15 protein-coding genes are annotated in these 22,865 nt (G+C 73.8%); 7 read left to right on the forward strand and 8 right to left on the reverse strand.

Going from position 1 to position 22,865, the window contains the following annotated elements:
• Positions 1-93 precede the first annotated feature (93 nt).
• The 4 genes from IG64_RS34165 to IG64_RS34180 all read right to left on the reverse strand — a co-directional run bounded on the left by IG64_RS34165 (position 94) and on the right by IG64_RS34180 (position 6,399).
• Positions 94-1,416, reverse strand: coding sequence for an aminotransferase class V-fold PLP-dependent enzyme (locus tag IG64_RS34165; RefSeq protein ID WP_051813658.1), 1,323 nt, complete (start codon positions 1,414-1,416; stop codon positions 94-96).
• Between the two features lie 880 nt (positions 1,417-2,296).
• The gene (locus IG64_RS34170; protein ID WP_037863575.1) at positions 2,297-3,130 is read right to left on the reverse strand and encodes an NAD(P)H-binding protein; all 834 of its coding nucleotides are present in this window, start codon (positions 3,128-3,130) and stop codon (positions 2,297-2,299) included.
• A 211-nt stretch (positions 3,131-3,341) separates the two neighbouring features.
• Positions 3,342-5,888, reverse strand: coding sequence for an aminopeptidase N (gene pepN, locus IG64_RS34175; RefSeq protein WP_051813660.1), 2,547 nt, complete (start codon positions 5,886-5,888; stop codon positions 3,342-3,344).
• A 160-nt stretch (positions 5,889-6,048) separates the two neighbouring features.
• Complete coding sequence (locus tag IG64_RS34180) at positions 6,049-6,399, reverse strand: chorismate mutase (protein WP_037863577.1); 351 nt, start codon at positions 6,397-6,399, stop codon at positions 6,049-6,051.
• Positions 6,400-6,516: 117 nt separating this feature from the next.
• On the opposite strand from IG64_RS34180, the gene IG64_RS34185 reads away from it, so the two are divergent.
• A complete protein-coding gene (locus tag IG64_RS34185; protein WP_037863578.1) occupies positions 6,517-7,413 on the forward strand; it encodes a hypothetical protein in 897 nt (298 codons plus the stop codon).
• A gap of 82 nt (positions 7,414-7,495) precedes the next feature.
• Here IG64_RS34185 and IG64_RS34190 read toward each other — a convergent pair whose 3' ends face one another.
• The 3 genes from IG64_RS34190 to gltB form a co-directional block, all read right to left on the reverse strand.
• On the reverse strand, positions 7,496-8,215 hold the full coding sequence (locus tag IG64_RS34190; protein ID WP_037863580.1) for a VWA domain-containing protein: 720 nt from the start codon (positions 8,213-8,215) through the stop codon (positions 7,496-7,498).
• A 197-nt stretch (positions 8,216-8,412) separates the two neighbouring features.
• Complete coding sequence (locus IG64_RS34195; protein ID WP_037863583.1) at positions 8,413-9,876, reverse strand: glutamate synthase subunit beta; 1,464 nt, start codon at positions 9,874-9,876, stop codon at positions 8,413-8,415.
• Positions 9,869-14,389, reverse strand: coding sequence for a glutamate synthase large subunit (gene gltB, locus IG64_RS34200; RefSeq protein WP_037863585.1), 4,521 nt, complete (start codon positions 14,387-14,389; stop codon positions 9,869-9,871). The genes IG64_RS34195 and gltB overlap by 8 nt, the downstream gene beginning before the upstream one ends.
• 25 nt (positions 14,390-14,414) lie before the next feature.
• On the opposite strand from gltB, the gene IG64_RS41355 reads away from it, so the two are divergent.
• On the forward strand, positions 14,415-14,567 hold the full coding sequence (locus IG64_RS41355) for a hypothetical protein (RefSeq protein ID WP_158771722.1): 153 nt from the start codon (positions 14,415-14,417) through the stop codon (positions 14,565-14,567).
• 303 nt (positions 14,568-14,870) lie between these two features.
• Here IG64_RS41355 and IG64_RS34205 read toward each other — a convergent pair whose 3' ends face one another.
• Complete coding sequence (locus IG64_RS34205) at positions 14,871-15,602, reverse strand: VIT1/CCC1 transporter family protein (RefSeq protein WP_037863587.1); 732 nt, start codon at positions 15,600-15,602, stop codon at positions 14,871-14,873.
• 559 nt (positions 15,603-16,161) lie between these two features.
• Between IG64_RS34205 and IG64_RS42955 the strand changes: the two genes are divergently transcribed.
• From IG64_RS42955 to IG64_RS34230, 5 genes are read left to right on the forward strand one after another with little or no spacing between them, the layout of a single operon-like run.
• Positions 16,162-17,748, forward strand: coding sequence for an ADP-ribosylglycohydrolase family protein (locus IG64_RS42955; RefSeq protein WP_063758863.1), 1,587 nt, complete (start codon positions 16,162-16,164; stop codon positions 17,746-17,748).
• Positions 17,745-18,866, forward strand: a complete 1,122-nt coding sequence (locus IG64_RS34215; RefSeq protein WP_037863589.1) for an ADP-ribosylglycohydrolase family protein — start codon at positions 17,745-17,747, stop codon at positions 18,864-18,866. The genes IG64_RS42955 and IG64_RS34215 overlap by 4 nt, the downstream gene beginning before the upstream one ends.
• Before the next feature lie 8 nt (positions 18,867-18,874).
• Positions 18,875-20,056: an ADP-ribosylglycohydrolase family protein gene (locus IG64_RS34220; RefSeq protein WP_037863671.1), complete on the forward strand. Its 1,182-nt coding sequence runs from the start codon at positions 18,875-18,877 to the stop codon at positions 20,054-20,056.
• Positions 20,044-21,492, forward strand: a complete 1,449-nt coding sequence (locus tag IG64_RS34225) for an ADP-ribosylglycohydrolase family protein (RefSeq protein WP_037863591.1) — start codon at positions 20,044-20,046, stop codon at positions 21,490-21,492. The genes IG64_RS34220 and IG64_RS34225 overlap by 13 nt, the downstream gene beginning before the upstream one ends.
• On the forward strand, positions 21,489-22,832 hold the full coding sequence (locus tag IG64_RS34230; protein WP_234438699.1) for a CaiB/BaiF CoA transferase family protein: 1,344 nt from the start codon (positions 21,489-21,491) through the stop codon (positions 22,830-22,832). Before IG64_RS34225 ends, IG64_RS34230 begins: the two co-directional genes overlap by 4 nt.
• The last annotated feature ends 33 nt before the right edge of the window (positions 22,833-22,865 follow it).

Below are 22,865 nucleotides of genomic sequence, written 5' to 3' on the forward strand. Positions count from 1 at the left end.
CGAGATGCTCAGGAGTCTCGTGGGCTCGGAGATGTGTATAAGAGACAGTGGCGGGGGTGTGGCGCAGGGGCGGTGCGGGGGTGTCCGGGTGGTTCATCGGGGGGTGGTTCCTTCCACCAGTTCGAGGAGGGTGGCCAGGTCGGCGGGGCGGGTGCGGGGGTTGAGGAGGGTGGCTTTGAGCCAGAGCCGGCCGTCGAGGCGGGCGCGGCCGAGGACGGCCCGGCCGTCGGTGAGGAGCCGGCGGCGCAGGGCGGCGACGGTGTCGTCGGTGGCGTGGGCGGGCCGGAAGAGGACCGTGCTGATGGTGGGTCGGTCGTGGAGTTCGAAGCGGGGGTGGTCCTCGATCAGGTCGGCGAAGGTGCGGGCGAGGGCGCAGACCTGGTCGACGAGGGCGCCGACGCCGCTGCGGCCGAGGGTCTTCAGGGTGACGGCGATCTTGAGGATGTCGGGGCGGCGGGTGGTGCGCAGGGAGCGGCCGAGGAGGTCGGGGAGGCCGGCCTCGGTGTCGTCGCCGGCGTTGAGGTAGTCGGCGTGCTGGTGCAGGGCGGTGAGGTCGGCGGGGTCGCGGACGGCGAGGAGTCCGGCGGCGACGGGCTGCCAGCCCAGTTTGTGCAGGTCGAGGGTGACGGTGTGGGCGGCGTCGAGGCCGGTGAGGCGGTGGCGGTGGCGGTCGCTGAAGAGGAGGCCGCCGCCGTGTGCGGCGTCGATGTGCAGGCGGGCGCCGTGGCCGGCGCAGAGGGCGGCGATCTCGGGGAGCGGGTCGATGAGGCCGGCGTCGGTGGTTCCGGCGGTGGCGGCGACGAGGAGGGGGGTTCGGGGGCCGCCGAGGCCGGTGAGGGCCGCGTGGAGGGCGGCGGGGTCGAGGGTGCCGGCGGGTGCGGGGACGATCACGGGTTCGGGCAGGCCGAGGAGCCAGGCGGCGCGGGGCAGGGAGTGGTGGGCGTTGGCGCCGTACAGGAGCCGGATGCCGCCGGGGTGGGTCTCACGGGCGAGAAGGAGGGCGAGGTGGTTGGACTCGGTGCCGCCGGTGGTGACGAGGGCGTCGGCGAGTCCTGCCTGCCGGGCCAGGGCGTGGGTGACGAGGGTTTCGAGTGCGGAGGCGGCGGGGGCCTGGTCCCAGGAGTCGAGGGAGGGGTTGAGGGCGCTGGCGGCGAGGTCGGCGGCGGTGGCGACGGCGAGGGGCGGGCAGTGCAGGTGGGCGGCGCAGAGCGGGTCGGCGGGGTCGGCGGCGCCTTCGGCGAGGGCGTGCACGAGGACGCGCAGGGCGTCGGGGTCGCCGTGGTCGGGGAGGAGGTCGCCTGCCGCGGCACGGATCCGGGCGGCGACGGCGTCGGGGCCGCCGGCGGGCAGCGGGCCGCCGCGGGCGCGCCGTCCGCTGTCGAGTGCGCCGAGCACGGTGTCGAGCAGGGGCCGCAGGGCGCGGGTGCCGCCGGGACCGGAGGCGAGCGGGGCCGGCGGCGGGGGCGGGCTTTGCGGACGTCGTGAGGCTGGGTCCGGTCGTGGGGCTTGTGGGTCCGGCGAGGCTTGCGAACGTGCCGAGGCCTTTGCCTCCGGTGAGGCTTGCGGGCCTGCCGAGTCATGCGGGACTAGCGGACGTCGTGAGGCTGGATCCGGTCGTGAAGCTTGCGGGTCCGGTGAGACTTGCGAACGCGCCGAGGCCTTTGCCTCCGGTGAGGCTTGCGGGCGTGGCGCCTCTTGGGTGGTCGGCGGGGCCGCGGGTGAGGCTTGCGGGCCTGGCGGGGCTTCTGGGCCGGTCGGGGCTTCCGGGCCTTGCGGGCGTGGCGGGACCTGCGCCTCGTGCGAGCCTTGCGGACCTGCCGAGTATTGGAGGGCCGACGGGGCTTGAGGCTCCGGTGAAGCTTGCGGGCCCGCCGGGTCATGGGAGCGCGGCGGGACTTCCGGGCGTGGCAGGGCCTGTGCCTGCGCCGAGGCTTGCGGACCCGCCGGGTCATGGGGGCGCGGCGGTACTGGGGCTGCGGGCGGGTGCGGAGTACCCATGGGCTGTCCTCCGGGGTGCGCGGGGCGGGGCGCCCGGCTTGTCCGCCTGGAGTCCGTGGTGCCCGGAAAGTCCAACGACCGGAACCCGGAAGGGGTATTGCCGCGCGAGGAGCACGCGGGGCCCGGGCGGCAGGCGCTCGGCCGCGACGGCCGAGCGCCGGGCCCGCGGGGGCGCCGGGCCGTCCCTGGGGAACGCGACCCCCAAGCCCCTGAGTCCCTTACGCCCCCTAGACCCCAGCCACCCAGGCCCCCGGCGCTCCCGTCTCCACTCCCCCGGTCGCGCTCCGCCCCGAGGGGGTCAGGCGCGGAAGTCCGCCGTGTGGTCTTTCGCCCACTGGGCGAAGGTGCGGGCCGGGGTGCCGGTGATCTTCTCCACGGTGTCGGTGATCTCGGGGGTCGCGCCGACGGATTGGCGCAGGGTGTTCAGCAGGCCCTGCAACACGTGCGGCGGGACGTGCGGGAAGAGTTCGGGTCCGGCCTCCTCGGGCGGCACCTCGGTGAAGGTCAGTTCCCGGCCGAGGGCGTGGCCGATGGCCGCGACCTGGTCGGCGTTGCTGATGGCCTCGGGTCCGGTGAGGCGGTGGACAGCGCCCTCGTGGCCACCGTCCAGGAGGGCGCGTTCGGCGACGGCGGCGATGTCGTCCTCGTGGATGGGCGCGCTCCTGCCGTTCCCGAAGACTCCGCGGACGGTGTCCCCGGAGCGGATCTGCGCGGCCCACTGGAAGGCGTTGGTGGCGAAGGCGCCCGGGCGCAGGAACGTCCATTGCAGGCCGCTGTCGCGGACGGCCCGTTCCACGCCGGCGTGCATGACGTGGATGGGGTGGGTCTCGTCCGCGCCCTCGTGGATGATGGCGGAGGACAGGAACACCACGTGCCGCACGCCCGCCTCGCGCGCCGCCGCGAGGAACTCGGCGGTGCGGTCGCCGGCGGCCTGGACGTAGAGGAAGAGTCCGCTCGCCCCGGTGAACAGGGCGGCCGGGTCGTCCGGCTGGAACCGGACCACCTCGGCGTGCCCGGGCAGTCCGGCCCGCTGCGGGTCGCGGGTCAGTGCCCGCACGGGCCGGCCGGCGGCGGCGAGGCGCTCGACGAGGGCACGGCCGACGTTTCCGGTGGCGCCGGTGACTACGATCACGGTTTCCTCCGTGGCTCGGGCTGGTCTCGGGCTGATCGTCCTTCAGGCCTCCGAGCCTAGGAAGGACGATCAGCCTCCGCATCGTCGTCAGGGACCAGGTGCGTCGTACGTCCCGGGTCGTACGCCCCGGTCGTACGCCCCGGTCGTACGCCTCCGTCCGGCGCCGACGCCTGCGCCGGCTGCCGCGCCCACGCCCGCCTCCGCACCTTCCCTACGGCTGCGGCACCTGCGCCGGGGCCTGCGGCTCCCCCGTCTCCTGGGCCTGGCGGACGCGCAGCGCGCGGGCCAGGTCGTCGAGCTGGTCGGCGAGCCTGCGGCGCAGGGAGGGGATCGGGTCGCCGCCGGCCAGGCAGGCCTCGCCCAGGCGGAGGGTCTCGGCGTCGACGGCGTGCGCGGGGAAGGCCCAGCGGGCGGCGGCGTCGGCGATGGCGGGGCCGCGGCGGGCGGCCACGGCGACGGCGTCCTCGTAGTAGCGCGGTACGTACTCCTGTACGAGGTCAGCCTGTTCGGGCTGCCAGAAGCCCCTGGCGGTGGCCGTGAACAGGTAGTTGGACAGGTCGTCGGAGGTGAACATGGCGTGCCAGGCGGCGCGTTTGGCGTCCGGGTCGGGCAGGGCGGCGCGGCAGCGGGCGGCGCCTTCCTGGCCGGTGGCGGAGGGGTCGCGGTCCAGTTCGGCGGCGATGGCGGCCTCGTCGGTGGCGCCGAGGACGGCGAGCCGGGCGAGGATGCGCCAGCGCAGTTCGGGGTCGAGTTCGGGGCCGCCGGGGACGGTGCCGTCGGCGAGCCAGGCGGCGATGGTGTCGGGGTGGGCGGCGACGTCGATGAAGTGGCGTACGGCGATCAGGCGCAGGCCGGGGTTGTCGCCGTCCTCGGTGCGGCGGATGAGGTCGCGGCACAGGCCGGTGAGGGTGGCGAGCGCGGCGGGCCGCCGGCCGGGGGCGAGGTAGCGGTCGGCGATGTGGGTGCGGGCGAAGGCGAGGACGGCTTCGGCGAGGGCGAGGTCGCTCTCGTGGGGCAGGTGGGTGCGCGCGGTGTCGAGGTAGGTGGCGGCGGCCAGTTCGCCGTCGCGGACGGCGTCGCGCAGGGCGTTCCAGACGACGGCGCGGGTGAGCGGGTCGGGCAGTGCGGACAGGCCTTCGCGGACGGCGCGGAAGGATTCGGGCTCGAAGCGGATCTTGGCGTAGGTGAGGTCGCCGTCGTTGAGGACGAGCAGGGCGGGGCGTTTGCCGATGGGGTGGGGCCCGGTGTGCGGGATGTCGAGGGGGAGGCGGGTGCGCAGGGTGAGGCGTCCCTCGTCGGTGAGGTCCTGGTCGTAGAGGCCTGCGGTGATGTGGTGGGGGCGGCTGCCGTGGTGGTCGACGGTGAGGGTGCAGGTGCCGTCGGCGGCCGGGGCGACGCGGGGGGTGAGGGTGTCGACGCCGGTGGTGCGCAGCCAGGCCTGGGCCCAGGCGTGGACGTCGCGGTCGGTGGCGGAGGCGAGGGAGTCGATGAAGTCGGCGAGGGTGGCGTTGGCGAACTTGTGCCGTGCGAAGTGGGTGTTGATGCCGGCGAGGAAGTCCTTCTCGCCGAGCCAGGCGACGAGCTGGCGCAGTGCGGAGGCGCCCTTGGCGTAGGAGATGCCGTCGAAGTTGAGGAGGGCGGAGGCGGTGTCCTCGACGTTCTCGGGGGCGACGGGGTGGGTGGAGGGGCGCTGGTCGGCGTCGTAGCCCCAGGATTTGCGGGAGAGGCCGAACTCGGTCCAGGTGCCGGTGAAGCGGGTGGCTTCGGCGGTGGTCTGGTAGCCCATGTATTCGGCGAAGGACTCGTTCAGCCAGATGTCGTCCCACCACTTGAGGGTGACGAGGTCGCCGAACCACATGTGGGCCATTTCGTGGGCGATGACCATGGCGCGGGTCTGGCGTTCGGTGTCGGTGACGGCGGAGCGGTAGACGAACTCGTCGCGGAAGGTGACGAGTCCGGGGTTCTCCATGGCGCCGGCGTTGAATTCGGGGACGAAGGCCTGGTCGTAGGAGTCGAAGGGGTAGGGCTCGTCGAACTTCTCGTGGTAGCGGTCGAAGCAGGCGCGGGTGATGCCGAGGATCTCGTCGGCGTCGGCGTCGAGGTGGGGGGCGAGGGAGCGGCGGCAGTGGAGGCCGAAGGGCAGGCCGCGGTGTTCGGTGCGTACGGAGTGCCAGGGGCCGGCGGCTACGGCGACGAGGTAGGTGGAGACGGGCGGGGTGGTGGCGGCTTTCCAGGTGCCGTCGCCGGTGTGTTCGGTGATGCCGTTGGCGAGGACGGTCCAGCCGTCGGGGGCGGTGACGGTGAGGTCGAAGACGGCTTTGAGGTCGGGCTGGTCGAAGGCGGCGAAGACGCGCTGGACGTCTTCCATGAACAGCTGGGTGTAGACGTAGGTCTCGCCGTCGGAGGGGTCGGTGAAGCGGTGCATGCCCTCGCCGGTGCGGGAGTAGCGCATGAGGGCGTCGATGCGCAGTGTGTGCGCGCCGGGGGTGAGGCCGGTCAGGGGGAGGCGGTTGCCGGCGAGGGCGGTGGGGTCGAGGGGGTGTCCGTCGAGGGTGGCGGAGCGCAGTTCGGCGGGCTTCAGCTCGACGAAGGTGTCCGTGCTGCCTGTGCCGTCCGGACCGGTGCGTACGGTGAACCGGATCTCGGTGCGGGAGTCGAAGGTGTCCTCCCCGCCGGTCAGGTCGAGGTCGACGGTGTAGTGGTGGACGTCGAGGAGCTGGGCACGGGTCTGCGCTTCGTCGCGCGTGAGTACGGACATGGACGCCATGCTGCCTGATCGCGGGGGCGGGGCACGAGGGGGTCCGGGGGACGGGCTCGGGGAGGGGCGTCGCCGGGCTGTGCGGGGATGCGCCGGGGGTGCGCCGGGGGCGTGCGCGCCGGTGGGGGCCGGCGCGCGAGCAGGGCGTGCGGGGGCTCGGTCAGCTGGTGGTGGCGGGACGGTCGCCGGTGGAGTCCTCGGCGATGCGTTCGTGGTGGCGGATGACTTCGGCGATGATGAAGTTGAGGAACTTCTCGGCGAAGGCGGGGTCGAGTCTGGCGTCCTCGGCCAGGCCGCGCAGGCGGGCGATCTGGCGGGCCTCGCGGGCCGGGTCGGCGGGCGGGAGCTGGTGGGCGGCCTTGAGGTGGCCGACCTGCTGGGTGGCCTTGAAGCGTTCGGCGAGCATGTGGACGACGGCCGCGTCGATGTTGTCGATGCTGTCGCGCAGCCGTGCGAGTTCCTTGCGGACGGCGGGGTCGACGTCGCCGTTACCGGTGCTGCTGGTGGTCATGGGGGTCAACCCTACGGGGTGGGCGGGGCCGTGGCCGGGGGTGTCCGGTGGGCGGGCCGTTCAGGGGGGTGGGCCGTAGAGTGGGAAGGGGTTCAGGGCGTCTTTGGGGGTGCGGACGTGGCGGACGGCGGACCGGTCGAGCACGGCTTCCCGCATCTGGAGACGGTGCGTGCCGCGATCACGGCGCTGTACCGGCGGTTGTCGTACGAGAGGGTGCGGACGTTCGCGACGAGTGTGGCGCCGGTGGACGTGGCGTTCTGCGACAGTGACGATCTGCATCTGGGGGCGCAGCGGGTGGCCCGTGAGCTGGTGCGGCACTACGGGTTGCCGGACGCGCGGCTGATCGTGAGTTTCCGGGAGATGACGCATGCGGCGAACGTGGAGCTGACGGCGGGCCCGGAGTATTTCGTCGAGCTGAACGACCGGTTCCGTACGCATCGCAGGGACATCGGGGCGGCGCTGGCGCACGAGGTGATGCACGTCTGTCTGCACCGTCTGGACCTGTCGTTCCCGGGGACGCGGGACAACGAGATCCTGACCGACACGGCGGCGACGTACCTGGGGGCGGGCTGGCTGCTGCTGGACGCGTTCCGGGAGGACGGGGCGTCCTCGCAGAAGCTGGGCTATCTCACGCCGGAGGAGTTCGGTTACGTGCTGGGCAAGCGGGCGCTGGTCTTCGGGGAGGATCCTTCGACGTGGTTCACCAGTGCGCAGGGTTATGAGGCGTACGTCAAGGGTCTTGCGCGGGCGCGGGAGGACGGGCGGCAGCCGCCGCTGACGGCGGCGGGGTGGGCGGGGCGCCGCCGTTATGCGCGGGAGCGGCGGTACGCCCAGGAGCACGGCACGGTGTCGGGGGCGGCGGGTGTGCCGTACTCGTTCACGGCGGGTGGTTCCGGTCCGCTGCGGGTGTCGTTCCCGTGTCCGACGTGTCATCAGCGGATCAGGGTGCCGGTGCGGGGCAGGGTGCGGGCGCGGTGCGGGTTGTGCCGGACGGTGCTGGAGTGCGACACCTAGGGTCTGTCGTCCGGGATCGGGCGGGGCCGGGCGGAAGTCCTCCGAGGTCCTGGCGTGGCGTTCCGGTGGGCGGTGGTGATGTTCAGGTGACGATGCCCTGGGCGCGGGCCGCGGCCAGCCAGAGGGGGAATTCGGCGAGGAGGCTGTCGTAGAGCCGGGCGTCGGTGAGGCGCCGCGGGTCGCGGCCTGCGGGGAAGAAGCCGGCGTTGTCGACGGTCCTCTTGCCGGGTACGGCCAGGTCGTCGAGCCGGCGCAGGAAGTCGAACTGGTGGCTGCGGGCGTCGCCGAAGCCGACGAACTGCCAGAAGAGGGGGAGTTTCGCGGCCTTGCACAGGTGGCGTTCGGCGGCCGCCCTGCTGGTGGGGGCGCCGTCGGTCTGGAAGATCACCAGGGCCGGGTCGGTGGCGCCGCAGTCGAGGTAGTGGTCGATGACGGCGTCCATGGCGGCTTCGTAGTGGGTGCGGCCCATGTGGGCGAGGCCGGCGGCGATGCGCCGGATGCTGCCCCGGTGGTCGTCGAGGGAGATCTCGCTGACGGCGTCGACGTCGGTGGAGAAGAAGATCACGGGGACGCGTCCGTCGTCGTCCAGGTGGGCGGACAGGGACAGGACGCGGTCGGCGAGGGCCTGCACGCTGCCGTCGCGGTAGTAGGGGCGCATGGAGCCGGAGTGGTCGAGGACGAGGTACACGGCGGCCCGCTGTTCGTCGAGCCCGTGCTCGATGAGTGAGGTCTCGGCGCTCTTGTAGAGGCTGACCAGCGCGGGGGCGGTCTCCTCCACCTTGCTCAGACTGATCGCGGCCATCGCCTGCTCCTCCCCTGTCGTTCAGCAGGGGGACGCGGGAGCGCGGCGGATGGTTTCGGGACATGCGACGGCGCCTGCCCTGTTGTCCGGTCGGGGACGGGCGGGCAGGCGCCGGCACGGGGGGTCTGGGGGGAGATCCCCCCAGATGACCCGCCCGTACGCCGTTGTACGGGACGTCTTTGTGTGGTGGCCGCGGGTCAGACCGTCAGCGCGCGGTCCGTCGGGCGGATCGGGGCCGGCAGGTCGCTGGCACCGGTCAGGTACCGGTCGGCACCGCGGGCTGCCGAGCGGCCCTCGGCGATCGCCCACACGATGAGCGACTGGCCGCGGCCCGCGTCACCGGCGACGAACACTCCGGGCACGTTGGTCTGGAAGTCGGCGTCGCGGGCGATGTTACCGCGTTCGTCGAGTTCCAGGCCGAACTGGTCGACCATGCCGTTGGCGCGGTCGGTGCCGGTGAAGCCCATGGCGAGGGTGACCAGCTGCGCGGGGATCTTCCGCTCGGTGCCCGGCTTCTGGTGGAGCTTGCCGTCGGCGAACTCGACCTCGGCCAGGTGCAGCCACTGTACGTTGCCGTCCTCGTCGCCCTCGAAGTGGGTGGTGGAGGCGGAGTAGATCCGCTCGCCGCCCTCTTCGTGGGCCGAGGTGACCTTGTAGAGGACCGGGAAGGTCGGCCAGGGCTGGTGGGTCGGGTGCCGCTCGTCGTTCGGGCGGGGCATGATCTCCAGCTGGGTGACGGAGGCGGCGCCCTGGCGGTGGGCGGTGCCCACGCAGTCGGCGCCGGTGTCGCCGCCGCCGATGACGACGACGTGCTTGCCCTCGGCCGAGATCGGCGCGGTGACGTAGTCGCCTTCCTGGACCTTGTTGGACAGCGGCAGGTACTCCATGGCCTGGTGGATGCCGTTGAGTTCGCGGCCGGGCACGGGCAGGTCACGGGCGGTGGTGGCGCCGGCGGCGATGACGACGGCGTCGTAGCGCTTCTTCAGGTCCGTGGCCAGGATGTCGCGGCCGACCTCGACGCCGGTGCGGAAGCGGGTGCCTTCCGCGCGCATCTGCTCGATGCGGCGGTTGATGTGCCGCTTCTCCATCTTGAACTCGGGGATGCCGTACCGCAGGAGGCCTCCGATGCGGTCCGCGCGTTCGTAGACGGCGACGGTGTGGCCGGCCCGGGTGAGCTGCTGGGCGGCGGCGAGGCCGGCCGGGCCGGAGCCGATGACGGCGACGGTCTTGCCGGACAGGCGCTCGGGGATCTGCGGGGCGACGTCCCCGGTCTCCCACGCCTTGTCGATGATGGAGACCTCGACGTTCTTGATGGTGACCGGCTGCTGGTTGATGCCGAGCACGCACGCCGACTCGCAGGGGGCCGGGCAGAGGCGACCGGTGAACTCGGGGAAGTTGTTGGTCGCGTGCAGGCGTTCCTGGGCGGCGGCCCAGTCCTCGCGGTAGGCGTAGTCGTTCCACTCGGGGATGAGGTTTCCGAGCGGACAGCCGTTGTGGCAGAAGGGGATGCCGCAGTCCATGCACCGGCTGGCCTGCTTGGAGATGATCGGCAGCAGGGAGCCGGGGACGTAGACCTCGTTCCAGTCCTTCTTGCGCTCCTCGACGGGACGGGACGTGGCGACCTCGCGGCCGTGGTTCAAGAAGCCCTTCGGGTCAGCCATTGATCGCCGCCTCCATCATCTTCTCGGTGATCTCGGTCTCGGACAGACCGGCTCGCTCGGCGGCGTCCTTGGCGGCGAGCACTGCCTTGTACGTACGGGGGATGATCTTGCTGAAGCGGTCGGCGGAGGCGGACCAGTCGGCGAGCAGCTTCTCGGCGACGGTGGAGCCGGTCTCCTCGGCGTGGCGGCGCACGACGTCGTGCAGCCACTGCCGGTCCGTGTCGTCCAGGGCCTCGACGGCGTCGAGGTTGCCGGCGTTGACGTGGTCGCGGTCCAGGTCGATCACGTAGGCGATGCCGCCGGACATGCCGGCCGCGAAGTTGCGCCCGGTCTCGCCGAGGACGACGGCGTGGCCGCCGGTCATGTACTCGCAGCCGTGGTCGCCCACGCCCTCGGAGACGACGAGGGCGCCGGAGTTGCGGACGCAGAACCGTTCGCCGGTGCGGCCGCGCAGGAACATCTCGCCGCCGGTGGCGCCGTAGGCGAGGGTGTTGCCGGCGATGACGCTGTACTCGGCGAGGTGGTCGGCGGCGCGGTCGGGGCGGACGACGATGCGGCCGCCGGACAGGCCCTTGCCGACGTAGTCGTTGGCGTCGCCCTCCAGGCGCAGGGTGATGCCGCGCGGGAGGAAGGCGCCGAAGGACTGGCCGGCGGAGCCGGTGAAGGTGATGTCGATGGTGTCGTCGGGCAGGCCGGCGCCGCCGAACTTCTTCGTCACCTCGTGGCCGAGCATGGTGCCGACGGTGCGGTTGATGTTGCGGATGGCGACCTGGGCGCGCACCGGCTGGGCCTCGGTGGCGCCGGGTGCGGCGAGGGCGTCGGCGGCGAGCTTGATCAGCTCGTTGTCGAGTGCCTTCTCCAGGCCGTGGTCCTGGGTGATCACCTGGTGGCGGGCGGCGCCTTCGGGCAGCTCGGGCACGTGGAAGAGCGGTGCCAGGTCGAGGCCCTGCGCCTTCCAGTGGTCGACGGCGCGGGTGACGTCGAGGATCTCGGCGTGGCCGACGGCCTCCTCGATGGAGCGGAAGCCGAGTTCGGCGAGGAGTTCGCGGACCTCCTCGGCGATGAACTTGAAGAAGTTCACCACGTACTCGGCCTTGCCGGCGAAGCGGTCGCGCAGCACCGGGTTCTGGGTGGCGATGCCGACGGGGCAGGTGTCGAGGTGGCAGACGCGCATCATGACGCAGCCGGAGACGACGAGCGGGGCGGTGGCGAAGCCGAACTCCTCGGCGCCGAGCAGGGCGGCGATGACGACGTCGCGGCCGGTCTTGAGCTGGCCGTCGGTCTGCACGACGATCCGGTCGCGCAGCCCGTTGAGGAGCAGGGTCTGCTGGGTCTCGGCCAGGCCCAGTTCCCAGGGGCCGCCCGCGTGCTTGAGGCTCGTCAGGGGCGAGGCACCCGTGCCGCCGTCGTGACCGGAGATGAGCACGACGTCCGCGTGGGCCTTGGACACGCCGGCCGCGACCGTGCCGACGCCGACCTCGGAGACCAGCTTCACGTGGATGCGGGCGGCCGGGTTGGCGTTCTTCAGGTCGTGGATGAGCTGGGCGAGGTCCTCGATGGAGTAGATGTCGTGGTGCGGCGGCGGGGAGATCAGGCCGACGCCCGGCGTGGAGTGCCGGGTCTTCGCCACCCACGGGTAGACCTTGTGGCCGGGCAGCTGGCCGCCCTCGCCGGGCTTGGCGCCCTGGGCCATCTTGATCTGGATGTCGTCGGAGTTGACCAGGTACTCGCTGGTGACGCCGAAGCGGCCGGAGGCGACCTGCTTGATCGCGGAGCGGCGCGCCGGGTCGTACAGGCGGTCGGCGTCCTCGCCGCCCTCACCGGTGTTGGACTTGCCGCCCAGCTGGTTCATGGCGATGGCGAGGGTCTCGTGCGCCTCCTTGGAGATGGAGCCGTACGACATGGCGCCGGTGGAGAAGCGCTTGACGATCTCGGAGACCGGCTCGACCTCGTCGACGGGGATCGGGGCGCGGTCGGAGGTGAAGCCGAACAGGCCGCGCAGCGTCATCAGGCGCTCGGACTGCTCGTTCACGCGGTCGGTGTACTTCTTGAAGATGTCGTAGCGGCCCGAGCGCGTGGAGTGCTGGAGGCGGAAGACGGTCTCCGGGTCGAACAGGTGCGGTTCGCCCTCGCGGCGCCACTGGTACTCGCCGCCGATGTCCAGGGCGCGGTGCGCCGGGGCGATGCCGGAGACGGGGTAGGCCTTGGCGTGGCGTGCGGCGACCTCCTGGGCGATGACGTCGATGCCGACGCCGCCGATCTTGGTGGTGGTGCCGTCGAAGTACTTCTCGACGAAGGCGTCGTCCAGGCCGACGGCCTCGAAGACCTGGGCGCCGCGGTAGGAGGCGACCGTGGAGATGCCCATCTTGGACATGACCTTCAGGACGCCCTTGCCGAGGGCGTAGATCAGGTTGCGGATGGCCTTCTCGGGCTCGATGCCCGGCAGGAAGGTGCCGGCGCGGACCAGGTCCTCGACGGACTCCATCGCCAGGTAGGGGTTGACGGCGGCGGCGCCGTAGCCGATGAGCAGGGCGACGTGGTGGACCTCGCGGACGTCGCCGGCCTCGACGAGCAGGCCCACGTGGGTGCGCTGCTTGGTGCGGATGAGGTGGTGGTGGACGGCCGCGGTGAGCAGCAGCGAGGGGATCGGCGCGTGCTCGGCGTCGGAGTGCCGGTCGGAGAGGACGATCAGGCGGGCGCCGTTGTCGATGGCGGCGTCGGCCTCGGCGCAGATCTCCTCGATCCGCGCGGCCAGCGCCTGGCCGCCGCCGGAGACCCGGTACAGGCCGGAGAGGGTGGCGGCCTTGAAGCCGGGCATGTCGCCGTCGGCGTTGATGTGGATGAGCTTGGCCAGCTCGTCGTTGTCGATCACCGGGAAGGGCAGGACGACGCTGCGGCAGGAGGCCGCGGTGGGGTCCAGGAGGTTGCCCTGGGGCCCCAGCGAGGAGCGCAGGGAGGTGACGAGTTCTTCGCGGATGGCGTCCAGCGGCGGGTTGGTGACCTGTGCGAACAGCTGGGTGAAGTAGTCGAAGAGCAGGCGGGGCCGCTCGGAGAGGGCCGCGATGGGGCTGTCGGTGCCCATGGAGCCGATCGGCTCGGCGCCGGTCTTGGCCATCGGGGCGAGGATGACGCGCAGCTCTTCCTCGGTGTAGCCGAAGGTCTGCTGGCGGCGGGTGACCGAGGCGTGGGTGTGGACGATGTGCTCGCGCTCCGGCAGGTCGCTCAGCTCGATCTCGCCGGCCTGCAGCCACTCGGCGTACGGCTGTTCGGCGGCGAGGGACGCCTTGATCTCGTCGTCCTCGATGATGCGGTGCTGGGCGGTGTCGACGAGGAACATGCGGCCGGGCTGCAGGCGGCCCTTGCGGACGACCTTGGCGGGGTCGATGTCGAGGACGCCGACCTCGGAGCCGAGGACGACGAGGCCGTCGTCGGTGACCCAGTAGCGGCCGGGGCGCAGGCCGTTGCGGTCGAGGACGGCGCCGACCTGGGTGCCGTCGGTGAAGGTGACGCAGGCCGGGCCGTCCCAGGGCTCCATCATCGTGGAGTGGTACTCGTAGAACGCGCGGCGGGCCGAGTCCTTGATGTTCATGGACTCGTGGTTCTCCCACGCCTCCGGGATCATCATCAGCACGGAGTGCGGCAGCGAGCGTCCGCCGAGGTGCAGGAGTTCCAGGACCTCGTCGAAGGAGGCGGAGTCGGAGGCGTCCGGGGTGCAGATCGGGAAGATCCGCTCCAGGTTCCCGTCGCCGCCGAACAGCTGCGAGGCGAGCTGGGACTCGCGGGCGCGCATCCAGTTGCGGTTGCCCTTGACGGTGTTGATCTCGCCGTTGTGGGCGACGAACCGGTAGGGGTGGGCGAGCGGCCAGCTCGGGAAGGTGTTCGTGGAGAACCGGGAGTGCACGAGCGCGATCGCGGAGGCGAAGCGGCGGTCGGACAGGTCCGGGAAGAAGGGCTCGAGCTGGCCGGTGGTCAGCATGCCCTTGTAGACGATGGTGCGCGCGGACAGCGAGGGGAAGTAGACGCCCGCCTCGCGCTCGGCGCGCTTGCGCAGCACGAACGCCTTGCGGTCCAGGGCGATGCCCTCGCTCACGCCGTCGCCGACGAACAGCTGGCGGAAGGCGGGCATGGTGGAGCGGGCGGTGGTGCCGAGCAGCGCGGGGGCCACGGGGACCTCACGCCAGCCGAGGACGGTCAGGCCCTCCTCGGCGGCGATCGTCTCCGTGCGCGAGACGGCGTCCTCGGTGCCTTCCTCGGGCAGGAAGGCGATGCCGACGGCGTAGGCACCGGCGGCGGGCAGTTCGAATCCGGCCACCTCGCGCAGGAACGCGTCGGGCACCTGGGAGAGGATGCCGGCGCCGTCACCCGAGTCGGGCTCGGAGCCGGTGGCGCCGCGGTGCTCCAGGTTGCGCAGAACCGTGAGCGCCTGCTCGACCAGCGCATGGCTCGCCTCGCCGGTGAGGGTGGCCACGAATCCGACGCCGCAGGCGTCGTGCTCGTCGCGGGGGTCGTACATACCCTGCGCAGCAGGGCGAGCATCCATGAACGACCAGTTCTGGCCATTCGCGGAGTGCTGGGACGGCTGGCGCGGCGTACGCATCGGCTCTCCCGTCGTCGTCATCTGGCATGTGCTGGTGCCGAGGGACGACGTTGGCCCTCTGCGTGAAGTGCGAAATTTCGTGCAGGTTACATGATGGAGCGGTTCTCGGGAACCGGATACTCCGTTCCAGCATGCGGACACCGCGGGGTCGGCGGCGGGGGGTTTCCGCGCCCGGCGGTGGGGGTCTGTGCGGGGACCGGCGGAGGCCGGAATCGTTCGGATCCCTGGCCCTCGGCCGGGGCCCGGAAGGCGGGGTGGGCGGCGTCGCCCCCAGCCCCAGGGGTGCGCGGCGGGCCTCATTGCCCACAGTGCTTACGGCTCATGCCCCGCGGTCATACGGTCGAAACCAGCGGGTAACGGCTTACTTATGCGGTCCCTTGCATAAGTTCCAGTCACGTCATCCTACGGCCGTTCCGAACAGGGTGCCCAGGACGTACGTCACACCGGCGGCGGCACCACCCAGGACAAGCTGCCGCAAACCGCTGTACCACCAGGTGCGTGCGGTCACCCTGGCCACCACCGCGCCACAGGCGAAGAGGCCGGTCAGGGCGAGCAGCACGGCGGGCCACAGCGCACTGGCACCCAGCAGGTAGGGCAGCAGCGGCAGCAGCGCGCCCAGAGCGAAGGAGCCGAACGAGGAGACGGCCGCGACCAGCGGCGAGGGCAGGTCGCCGGGGTCGATGCCCAGCTCCTCGCGGGCGTGGATCTCCAGGGCCTGCTCCGGGTCCCTGGACAGCTGGCGGGCCACCTCCCGCGCCAGCTCGGGCTCGACGCCCCGCGCCGCGTACAGGGCGGCCAGCTCGTCCTCCTCGTCCTGCGGGTGCTTGCGCAGCTCGCGCCGCTCGACGTCCAGCTCGGCCTCGACCAGCTCCCGCTGGGAGGCGACGGAGGTGTACTCACCGGCCGCCATGGAGAAGGCGCCGGCGGCCAGGCCGGCGAGGCCGGTGAGGACGATGGTCTCCCGGCTGACGGCACCGCCCGCGACACCGGTCATCAGGGCGAGGTTGGAGACCAGGCCGTCCATCGCGCCGAAGACCGCCGGGCGCAGCCAGCCGCCGTTCACGTCACGGTGCGTGTGGTTGTCGCGGTGCGCCTCGTGCAGGGTCGCTTCGGTGTCGAGGATGGCCATGAGAGTCCCCCAGGAGCTTAGGCAAGGCTTGCTTTTGGACTGGTTCTACTTTTTGACAACCCTGAATCTACGCCGGAAATTTCGCTGCCGCCAGCAAGGAAAGGCTGAGCTAACCTGGGGCTTTACCGTTCTTTGCTCATCCGTGCATTAGTACGCACAAATGTCGTACGGGTGATGCTGAGGCGGTTGAGGCTGCGTCGGGGCCGGGACCGGGGACAGTTCCGCAGAGGAGCCCGCCGGAACCGCCGGTCCGGTCGCCCGCCGAGACCGCCGGCCTTCCGGGGCCGACGTGGACGTACCCGCGTCCGCGAGGCCGCGGGAGTCGTGCGGCCCGGTGGGCCCGCGAGGGCGCGGGTGCGTCGGCGTTCCGCGCGGGGCGCCGGGATCCGTGAAGGCCGCCGGGGCCCACCGGGACCGCCTGGCGTCCGCGCGGGGCGCCGGTGCGCCGCCGGGGTCCGCAGCGGGACCGGCCGCGTCCCGCGTGTGCCGCTGGGGACCGCACGGGACCGGCCGCGTCCCGCGCGGGTCACCGGCGGTGCTCTGGAGAGGAGAGTCCGCGATGGCATCGACCGCCTGCGCCGCACCGGCCCGCCTGCGGGACCGCGCGCGGGGCGCACTGCTCGGCCTGGCCGTCGGGGACGCGCTCGGCGCGCCCGCCGAGAACCTGAGACCCTCCGAGATCCGCGCCCGCTGGGGCCGCGTCACCGGCTACGTCACCGACCACCCGGCCGGCACCGACGACACCGAGTACGCCCTCTTCTCCGGCCTGCTGCTCGCCCGGCACGGCGCCGCCCTCACCCCCGCCGACGTGGAAGCGGCCTGGCACGAGCACATCACCGTCCGCGCCGAGGCGCCCTTCCGCGGCGCGGGCTTCAGCGAGCGGGGCACCCTGGAGAACCTGCGCCGGGGCCTGGCCGCGCCGGTCTCCGCACAGCACCGGCACGCCTGGAGCGACGGGCTGGCCATGCGGGCGGCGCCCTTCGGCGTGTTCGCCGCCGGACGCCCCGCCGAGGCGGCCCGCCTGGTGGCCGTCGACGGCTCCGTCAGCCACGAGGGCGAGGGCATCCACGGCGGCCGGGCCGTTGCGGCCGCCGTCGCCGCGGCCATGGCGGGCGCGCCGCCGGTCGCGGTCGTGGCCGCCGCGCTCGCCGTCGTCCCCGACGACTCCTGGACGGCCCGCTCGCTGCGCCGCGCCACGGCCGCCGCCCACCGCGGCGAACGCGCGGTCCGCTCGGCCGTCGTCATCGCCGGCTACCCGTGGTCCGACCTCGCCCCCGAGGCGGTCGCCCTCGCCTTCGGCGCGTACGCCGCCGCCGACGGGGACTTCCGCGACGCCGTGCTGACCGCCGTCAACATGGGCCGCGACGCCGACACCACGGCCGCGGTCGCGGGCGCCCTGGCCGGCGCGACCCAGGGGATGGCCGCCATCCCGGAGGAATGGGCGGCCCCCATCGGCCCGGCCCGGGGCAGCTGCCTGCCGTCGGTGGCCGGGCGGCACGTACTGGAGGTGGCCGACCTGCTGCTGACCCGGGCCGCCGCGGCCCCACACCCGGCCTCCCCCGCCCACCCGGCCGCGGGCCCGCCCGTACGGGACGACACGCCGGCTCCCCCGCCTCCCGGCACCCCCGCGCCCCTGACCACGACCGCAACCGCCCCCGTACCCGCGACGACCGCCGCCGCTGCCCCCGTACCCACGCCGGCGACCGCCTCCGCCACCGCCTCCGCCCCCCTCGCAACGAGCGCCCCCTGCCCCACCGCCGTATCCCCGGCCACGACCGCCCCCGCCGCCACCGCGGCGCCGGACGTCCCGCCGGCTCCCGCCCGCCCCGACGCCGCCGGGCGCCCCGGCCCCCCGGTGACCGGTCAGGCCGGACCCTTTGGCGAGCGCCGCCCGGACCCGGTCCTTCCCGCACCGGCGCTCGCCGGCGCGGCAGCGACGGCCGCGGCCCCGCCCACCCCCGTGTGTCCCCACGCCTCCTCCCCCGCCGGCGCCGGCGCCGGCGCGCACCGCCGCGGTGACGCACGACCGGCCGGCACACCCCGGCCCGACGATCCCGCCGGTCCCCCTCCGGAGCCCCGCTCCGACCCCGGACCCGACCCCACCGCCTACGTCCTCACCTGCGACGACGGCGAGGCCGGGCGGTGAGCGGGCACCGGCGGGTCGAAGGACTGCTGCTGGGGCTGGCGGCGGGGGACGCCGCCGGGTGGCCGGCCGCGCGGCACCGGGCCGCCCGCATGCCGCAGTGGACCCGGCGGCTCACCCGCGAGCTGGACGCCTTCGCCGAGGAGAACGCGACCACCACGCTGCCCGTCCCCGTCGCCCTGAACCAGTCCCCCGAGCCACTGCGCCTGGGCCCCTCCGACGACGCCGAGTGGGCGGCGTTCGCGGCGGAGGCGGTGCTGCGGGCCGGGGACGACGGCGCGCTCGGCGACCTGAGCCGGGAGCGCCGGATGCGGGCCGCGATCGACCTCACCTGGAACGCCGTGGCGAGCGAGGTCGCGGCGGCGGCCGAACGCGCCGCCGAGATCGAGTCCGCGGTGCTGCCCCTGCGGGCCCGCATCTCCGTCCGGGCGGGCCTCGGCAACCTCGCCACCGGCCTGCGCCCGCCCGCCACCGGCCACGACAACCCGCACTACTTCGACGACGCGGCCTGCGTACGGGCCTGCGCGCTGGCCGTCGCCCACCCGGGAGACCCCCGGGCCGCCGCCGGCCTCGCCGAGTTCGACGCCCGCTACACCCAGGACGGCGACGGCGTGCACGGCGCCCGCGCGATGGCGGCGGCGCTCGCCCTGGCCCTGGCCGGAGCCGGGGTCGGCGCCTGCGTCTCGGCAGCCCTCGCCGAGCTGCCCGAGGGCACCGAGATCGGCCGCAACGCGCGGCACGCGCTGGCGCTGACGGCCGACTGCGAGGACGCGTTCGAGCTGGTGCCGCTGCTGGAGCACCAGATCGTCGACCACGTCTACAGCTACGGCGTCGCCGCCGCCGAGACCGTACCGGTCGCACTCGCCCTGGCCACCGCGGCGGACGGCCGTCTCGCGCGGGCGCTGCCCGCCGCCGCCTGCCTGTCCCGGGTCGCGGACTCCGCGCCCGCCCTGACGGGCGCGCTCACCGGCGCGCTGGGCGGCGGCGCGGCGGTCCCCCCGTCCTGGCGCGACGCCTGCCGCACCCTGGCCGGCTGCGTACTGCCCCGCCTCACCGGCACCGACCTGGTGGAACTCGCCGGACTCCTGGAAGCCGCGCAGCCGGCCCCGCCAGGAGGATGATTCGGGGCATGACGCCCAGAGGAGAAGAAACCATCGGACCGGGTGCGAGTCTGGACGAACGGATCACCGGCGCCCTGGTCGGCGCGGCCGTCGGCGACGCGCTCGGCGGTCCCGTCGAGGGCTACTCCCCCGATCAGATCGTGGAGCGCCACGGCGGCCGGGTCCACGGCATCGTCGGCCCCTGGAACGGCGACGAGTGGCGCACCGCCCGCCCGATCGCGCCGTACCACAAGGGGGACGGCCACGTCACCGACGACACCCTGATGACGCACGCGCTGGTGCGGGTGTACGCGCAGGTCCGCGACCACCTCGACGCCTACGCCGTCGCGGACCGTCTCGTCCCCGACCTGATGACCGAGCCGCGCTGGATCCCGGAGCTGGAGGCGGAGGCCCTGCCGCTGCACCGCGTCTTCCTGGCCGAGAAGTGGCTCGTGGCGCGCTTGCACTACGGCCACGTCGACCCGCGGGAGGCGGGCACCGGCAACATCGTCAACTGCGGTGCCGCGATGTACATGGCCCCGGTCGGCCTGGTCAACGCGGCCGACCCCCGGGCCGCGTACGCCGAGGCCCTGGACGTCGCGGGCGCCCACCAGTCGTCGTACGGGCGGGAGGCGGCGGGCGTGCTCGCGGCCGGGGTGGCCGCGGCCTGCGCGCCGGGGGCCACCCCCGACTCGGTCGTGACGGCCTGTCTGTCCCTGGCCAAGGACGGCACCCGGGCGGCGATCGAGGACGTGTGCGAAGCGGCCCGCGACCACACCGATTTCGAGTCGGCGCTGGGCCCGCTGCGGGCGGCCGTCGCCCCGTACGACACGGTCGGCCCGGACTACCGCAGCCCCTCGCTCGGCGCCCGCCGCCCCTCCCGGCTGCACGCGATCGAGGAACTGCCCGTCGCGCTGGGGATGCTGCTGGTGGCGGGCGGCGACTACCGGCGGGCCGTCCTCGGCGCGGTGAACTACGGCCGTGACTGCGACTCCATCGCGACGATGGCCGGGGCGCTGGCGGGAGCGCTCGGCTCGCCGGTGCCGCAGGACTGGGCGAAGACGGTGGCCGAGGCCAGCCGGCTGGACCTGTGGGAGCCCGCGCGCACGCTGGCCGCGGTGGCCCGGGAGGTCTTCGAGAAGGACGTACGACGACGGCGGGCGCACGAACGGGCGTTCGCCGGGATGGGAGGTCCGGGATGCTCCGCCTGACCTGGGTCCAGCCGGAGGACCTGCTGGGCCACGAGCTGCGCCAGGCGGTGCAGGACGGCCGCGAGCCCTCCGCGGTCGCCGCCCGGTGGCGGGCCGCGGGCGGCTTCGACGCCCCGGTCCGGTCCGGCGCCTCGCCGCAGCCGGCCTCCCGCTACCTCCGCCTGCTGGCCGAGGACCTCCTGGACGAACTGGCCGAACTGCCGAGCCGGTTCGCGGAGGCGGAACCCACCGGCCTCGCGGAGATCAGGGTCCTGTGCCCCGACTGGCCCGCCCGGCAGAGCGGAGCCGGGCAGGGCAGGACCCCGGAAGGAGGAGCCGGGGAGAGCAGGATCCCGGAGAGGGCGGCCGGAAGGGACGGAGCCGGGGGCCGGCCGGCCGTGCCCGCCCCGGACCGCTTCGAAGCCGCCTGGCTGGGCCGGGCCGCGGGCTGCCTGCTGGGCAAACCCGTGGAGAAACTCCCCCTCGACGGCATCCGCCGGCTGGCCCGCGCCACCGGCAACTGGCCGCTCAGCACCTGGTTCACCGCCCGGGGCGTGCCCGAGGACCTGGCGGCCGCCCACCCCTGGAACCGCCGCTCGGCGGGCACCTGCCTGGCCGAGAACATCGACGGCATGCCCGAGGACGACGACCTCGACCACCCACTGCTGGCGCTGCTCCTCCTGCGCCGCCACGGCCGCGGCTTCACCACCGCCGACCTGGCCCGCCTCTGGCTGGACGAACTGCCCGCGGGCCGCACCTTCACCGCCGAACGCGTCGCCTACCGCAACCTCCTGCTCGGCATCGAACCACCGCGCACCGCCCGCCACCGCAACCCGTTCCGCGAGTGGATCGGCGCCCTCATCCGCGCCGACGCGCACGGCTGGACCAACCCGGGCGATCCGGCCGCCGCGGCCGGACAGGCGTACCGCGACGCCGTCCTCAGCCACACCGCGAACGGCGTCTACGCCGCCATGTTCGCCGCCGCCGTGATCGCCGCCGCGGCGACCGGCACCCATGACGTGCACGCCTGCCTGGCCACCGGGCTGAAGGTCGTACCGCCCGGCTCCCGGCTCGCCCGCGCGGTCCGCCACGCGGTCCGACTCGCCGCCGCGCACGAGGACTTCGACACGGTCGTGGACGAACTGCACGCCGCGCACGCCGGATACCACTGGGTGCACGCCGTGCCGAACACCGCCCTGATCGCCGCCGCCCTCACCCACGCCGACGGCGACTTCACGGCCTCCATCTGCCGGGTGGTGTCGGGCGGCTGGGACACCGACTCCAACGGCGCCACCGCCGGATCCGTCGCCGGTCTCCTCGCCGGCTCGCCCGCCGCGCTCCCCGACCGGTGGACCGCGCCGCTCAAGAACCGGCTCGCCACGACCGTCGGCGACTTCGACGGCACCGGCTTCGACGCCCTGGCCCGCCTCACCCACCAGGAGGCGTCCCGCCCATGACCCCGCACCCGCACGGCCCGGCCCCCGGCCCGTACGCACACGGCCCCGCGCCAGGCCCGCACACCCAGGGCTCCACTCCCGGCCCGCACGCGCAGGATCCTTCCACCGATCCGCACGCGCACGCCCCCGCGCCGGGCCCGGACGCGCCGCAGGCCGCGCCGCCGCTCGCCGGGCTGCGGGTCCTGGACCTGGCCACCCTGTTCGCCGGGCCGATCGCCGCCATGATGCTCGGTGACTTCGGTGCCGAGGTCATCAAGGTCGAGCACCCGGCCCGGCCCGACCCCGCCCGGGGCCACGGTCCGTCGAAGAACGGCGTCGGGCTGTGGTGGAAGCTCCTCGGCCGCAACAAGCGCGCCATCACCCTGGACCTGTCCCGGCCCGGCGGCCGCGCCACCCTGCTCAGGCTGGCCGCGACCGCCGACGTGATCGTGGAGAACTTCCGCCCCGGCACCCTGGAGCGGTGGGAACTGGGCTGGCCGGAACTGTCCGCGGCCAACCCGCGCCTGGTCCTCGCCCGGGTCACCGGCTTCGGCCAGTTCGGCCCGTACGCCTCCCGGCCCGGGTTCGGCACCCTCGCGGAGGCGATGAGCGGCTTCGCCGCGATCACCGGCGAGCCCGACGCACCGCCGACCCTGCCGCCCTTCGGGCTCGCCGACTCGATCGCGGGCCTGGCCACGGCGTACGCCGTGATGACCGCCCTCGCCGCCCGGGAACGCACCGGAGCGGGACAGATCGTCGACATGGCGATCATCGAACCCATCCTGACCGTCCTCGGGCCGCAGCCCCTCTGGTACGACCAGCTCGGCTACGTCCAGCCCCGCACCGGCAACCGCACCCAGAACAACGCCCCGCGCAACACCTACCGCACCGCGGACGGCACCTGGGTCGCCGTGTCCGCCTCGGCGCAGTCGGTGGCGGAACGCGTGCTGCGGCTGGTGGGGCGCCCCGAGCTGATCGGCGAACCGTGGTTCGCGACCGGCGCCGGGCGGGCGGCCCACGCCGACGTCCTCGACGAGGCGGTCGGCGGCTGGATCGCCCGGCACACCCGCACCGAGGTCATGGCCGCCTTCGAGAAGGCCCAGGCGGCGATCGCCCCGATCCAGGACGTCCGGGACGTGGTCGCGGACCCGCAGTACCAGGCCCTGGGCAGCCTGACCACGCTGTACGACCCGGAGCTGGGCCGGATGCGGATGCAGAACGTCCTCTTCCGGCTGTCCGCCACTCCGGGCGCGATCCGCTGGGCGGGCCGCCCGCACGGCGCGGACACCGAGGCGGTGCTGACCGAACTCGGTCTGACCCCCGAGGAGCTGGCGGCGCTGCGCGCGGAGGGCGCCCTGTGACGGCCACCGCTCCCTTCCCGCTCACCTGGCTCT

Origin of the sequence: Streptomyces sp. NRRL S-340, assembly GCF_000720185.1 — a bacterium.
Classification (GTDB): Bacteria; Actinomycetota; Actinomycetes; order Streptomycetales; family Streptomycetaceae; genus Streptomyces.

Coding starts and splice junctions, on each gene's coding strand:
- pepN (WP_051813660.1), bottom strand. CDS start 5,888: ATGTCCGTACTCACGCGCGACGAAGCGCAGACCCGTGCCCAGCTCCTC.
- IG64_RS34180 (WP_037863577.1), bottom strand. CDS start 6,399: ATGACCACCAGCAGCACCGGTAACGGCGACGTCGACCCCGCCGTCCGC.
- IG64_RS34190 (WP_037863580.1), bottom strand. CDS start 8,215: ATGGCCGCGATCAGTCTGAGCAAGGTGGAGGAGACCGCCCCCGCGCTG.
- IG64_RS34195 (WP_037863583.1), bottom strand. CDS start 9,876: ATGGCTGACCCGAAGGGCTTCTTGAACCACGGCCGCGAGGTCGCCACG.
- gltB (WP_037863585.1), bottom strand. CDS start 14,389: ATGTACGACCCCCGCGACGAGCACGACGCCTGCGGCGTCGGATTCGTG.
- IG64_RS41355 (WP_158771722.1), top strand. CDS start 14,415: ATGAACGACCAGTTCTGGCCATTCGCGGAGTGCTGGGACGGCTGGCGC.
- IG64_RS34205 (WP_037863587.1), bottom strand. CDS start 15,602: ATGGCCATCCTCGACACCGAAGCGACCCTGCACGAGGCGCACCGCGAC.
- IG64_RS42955 (WP_063758863.1), top strand. CDS start 16,162: ATGGCATCGACCGCCTGCGCCGCACCGGCCCGCCTGCGGGACCGCGCG.
- IG64_RS34220 (WP_037863671.1), top strand. CDS start 18,875: ATGACGCCCAGAGGAGAAGAAACCATCGGACCGGGTGCGAGTCTGGAC.
- IG64_RS34225 (WP_037863591.1), top strand. CDS start 20,044: ATGCTCCGCCTGACCTGGGTCCAGCCGGAGGACCTGCTGGGCCACGAG.
- IG64_RS34230 (WP_234438699.1), top strand. CDS start 21,489: ATGACCCCGCACCCGCACGGCCCGGCCCCCGGCCCGTACGCACACGGC.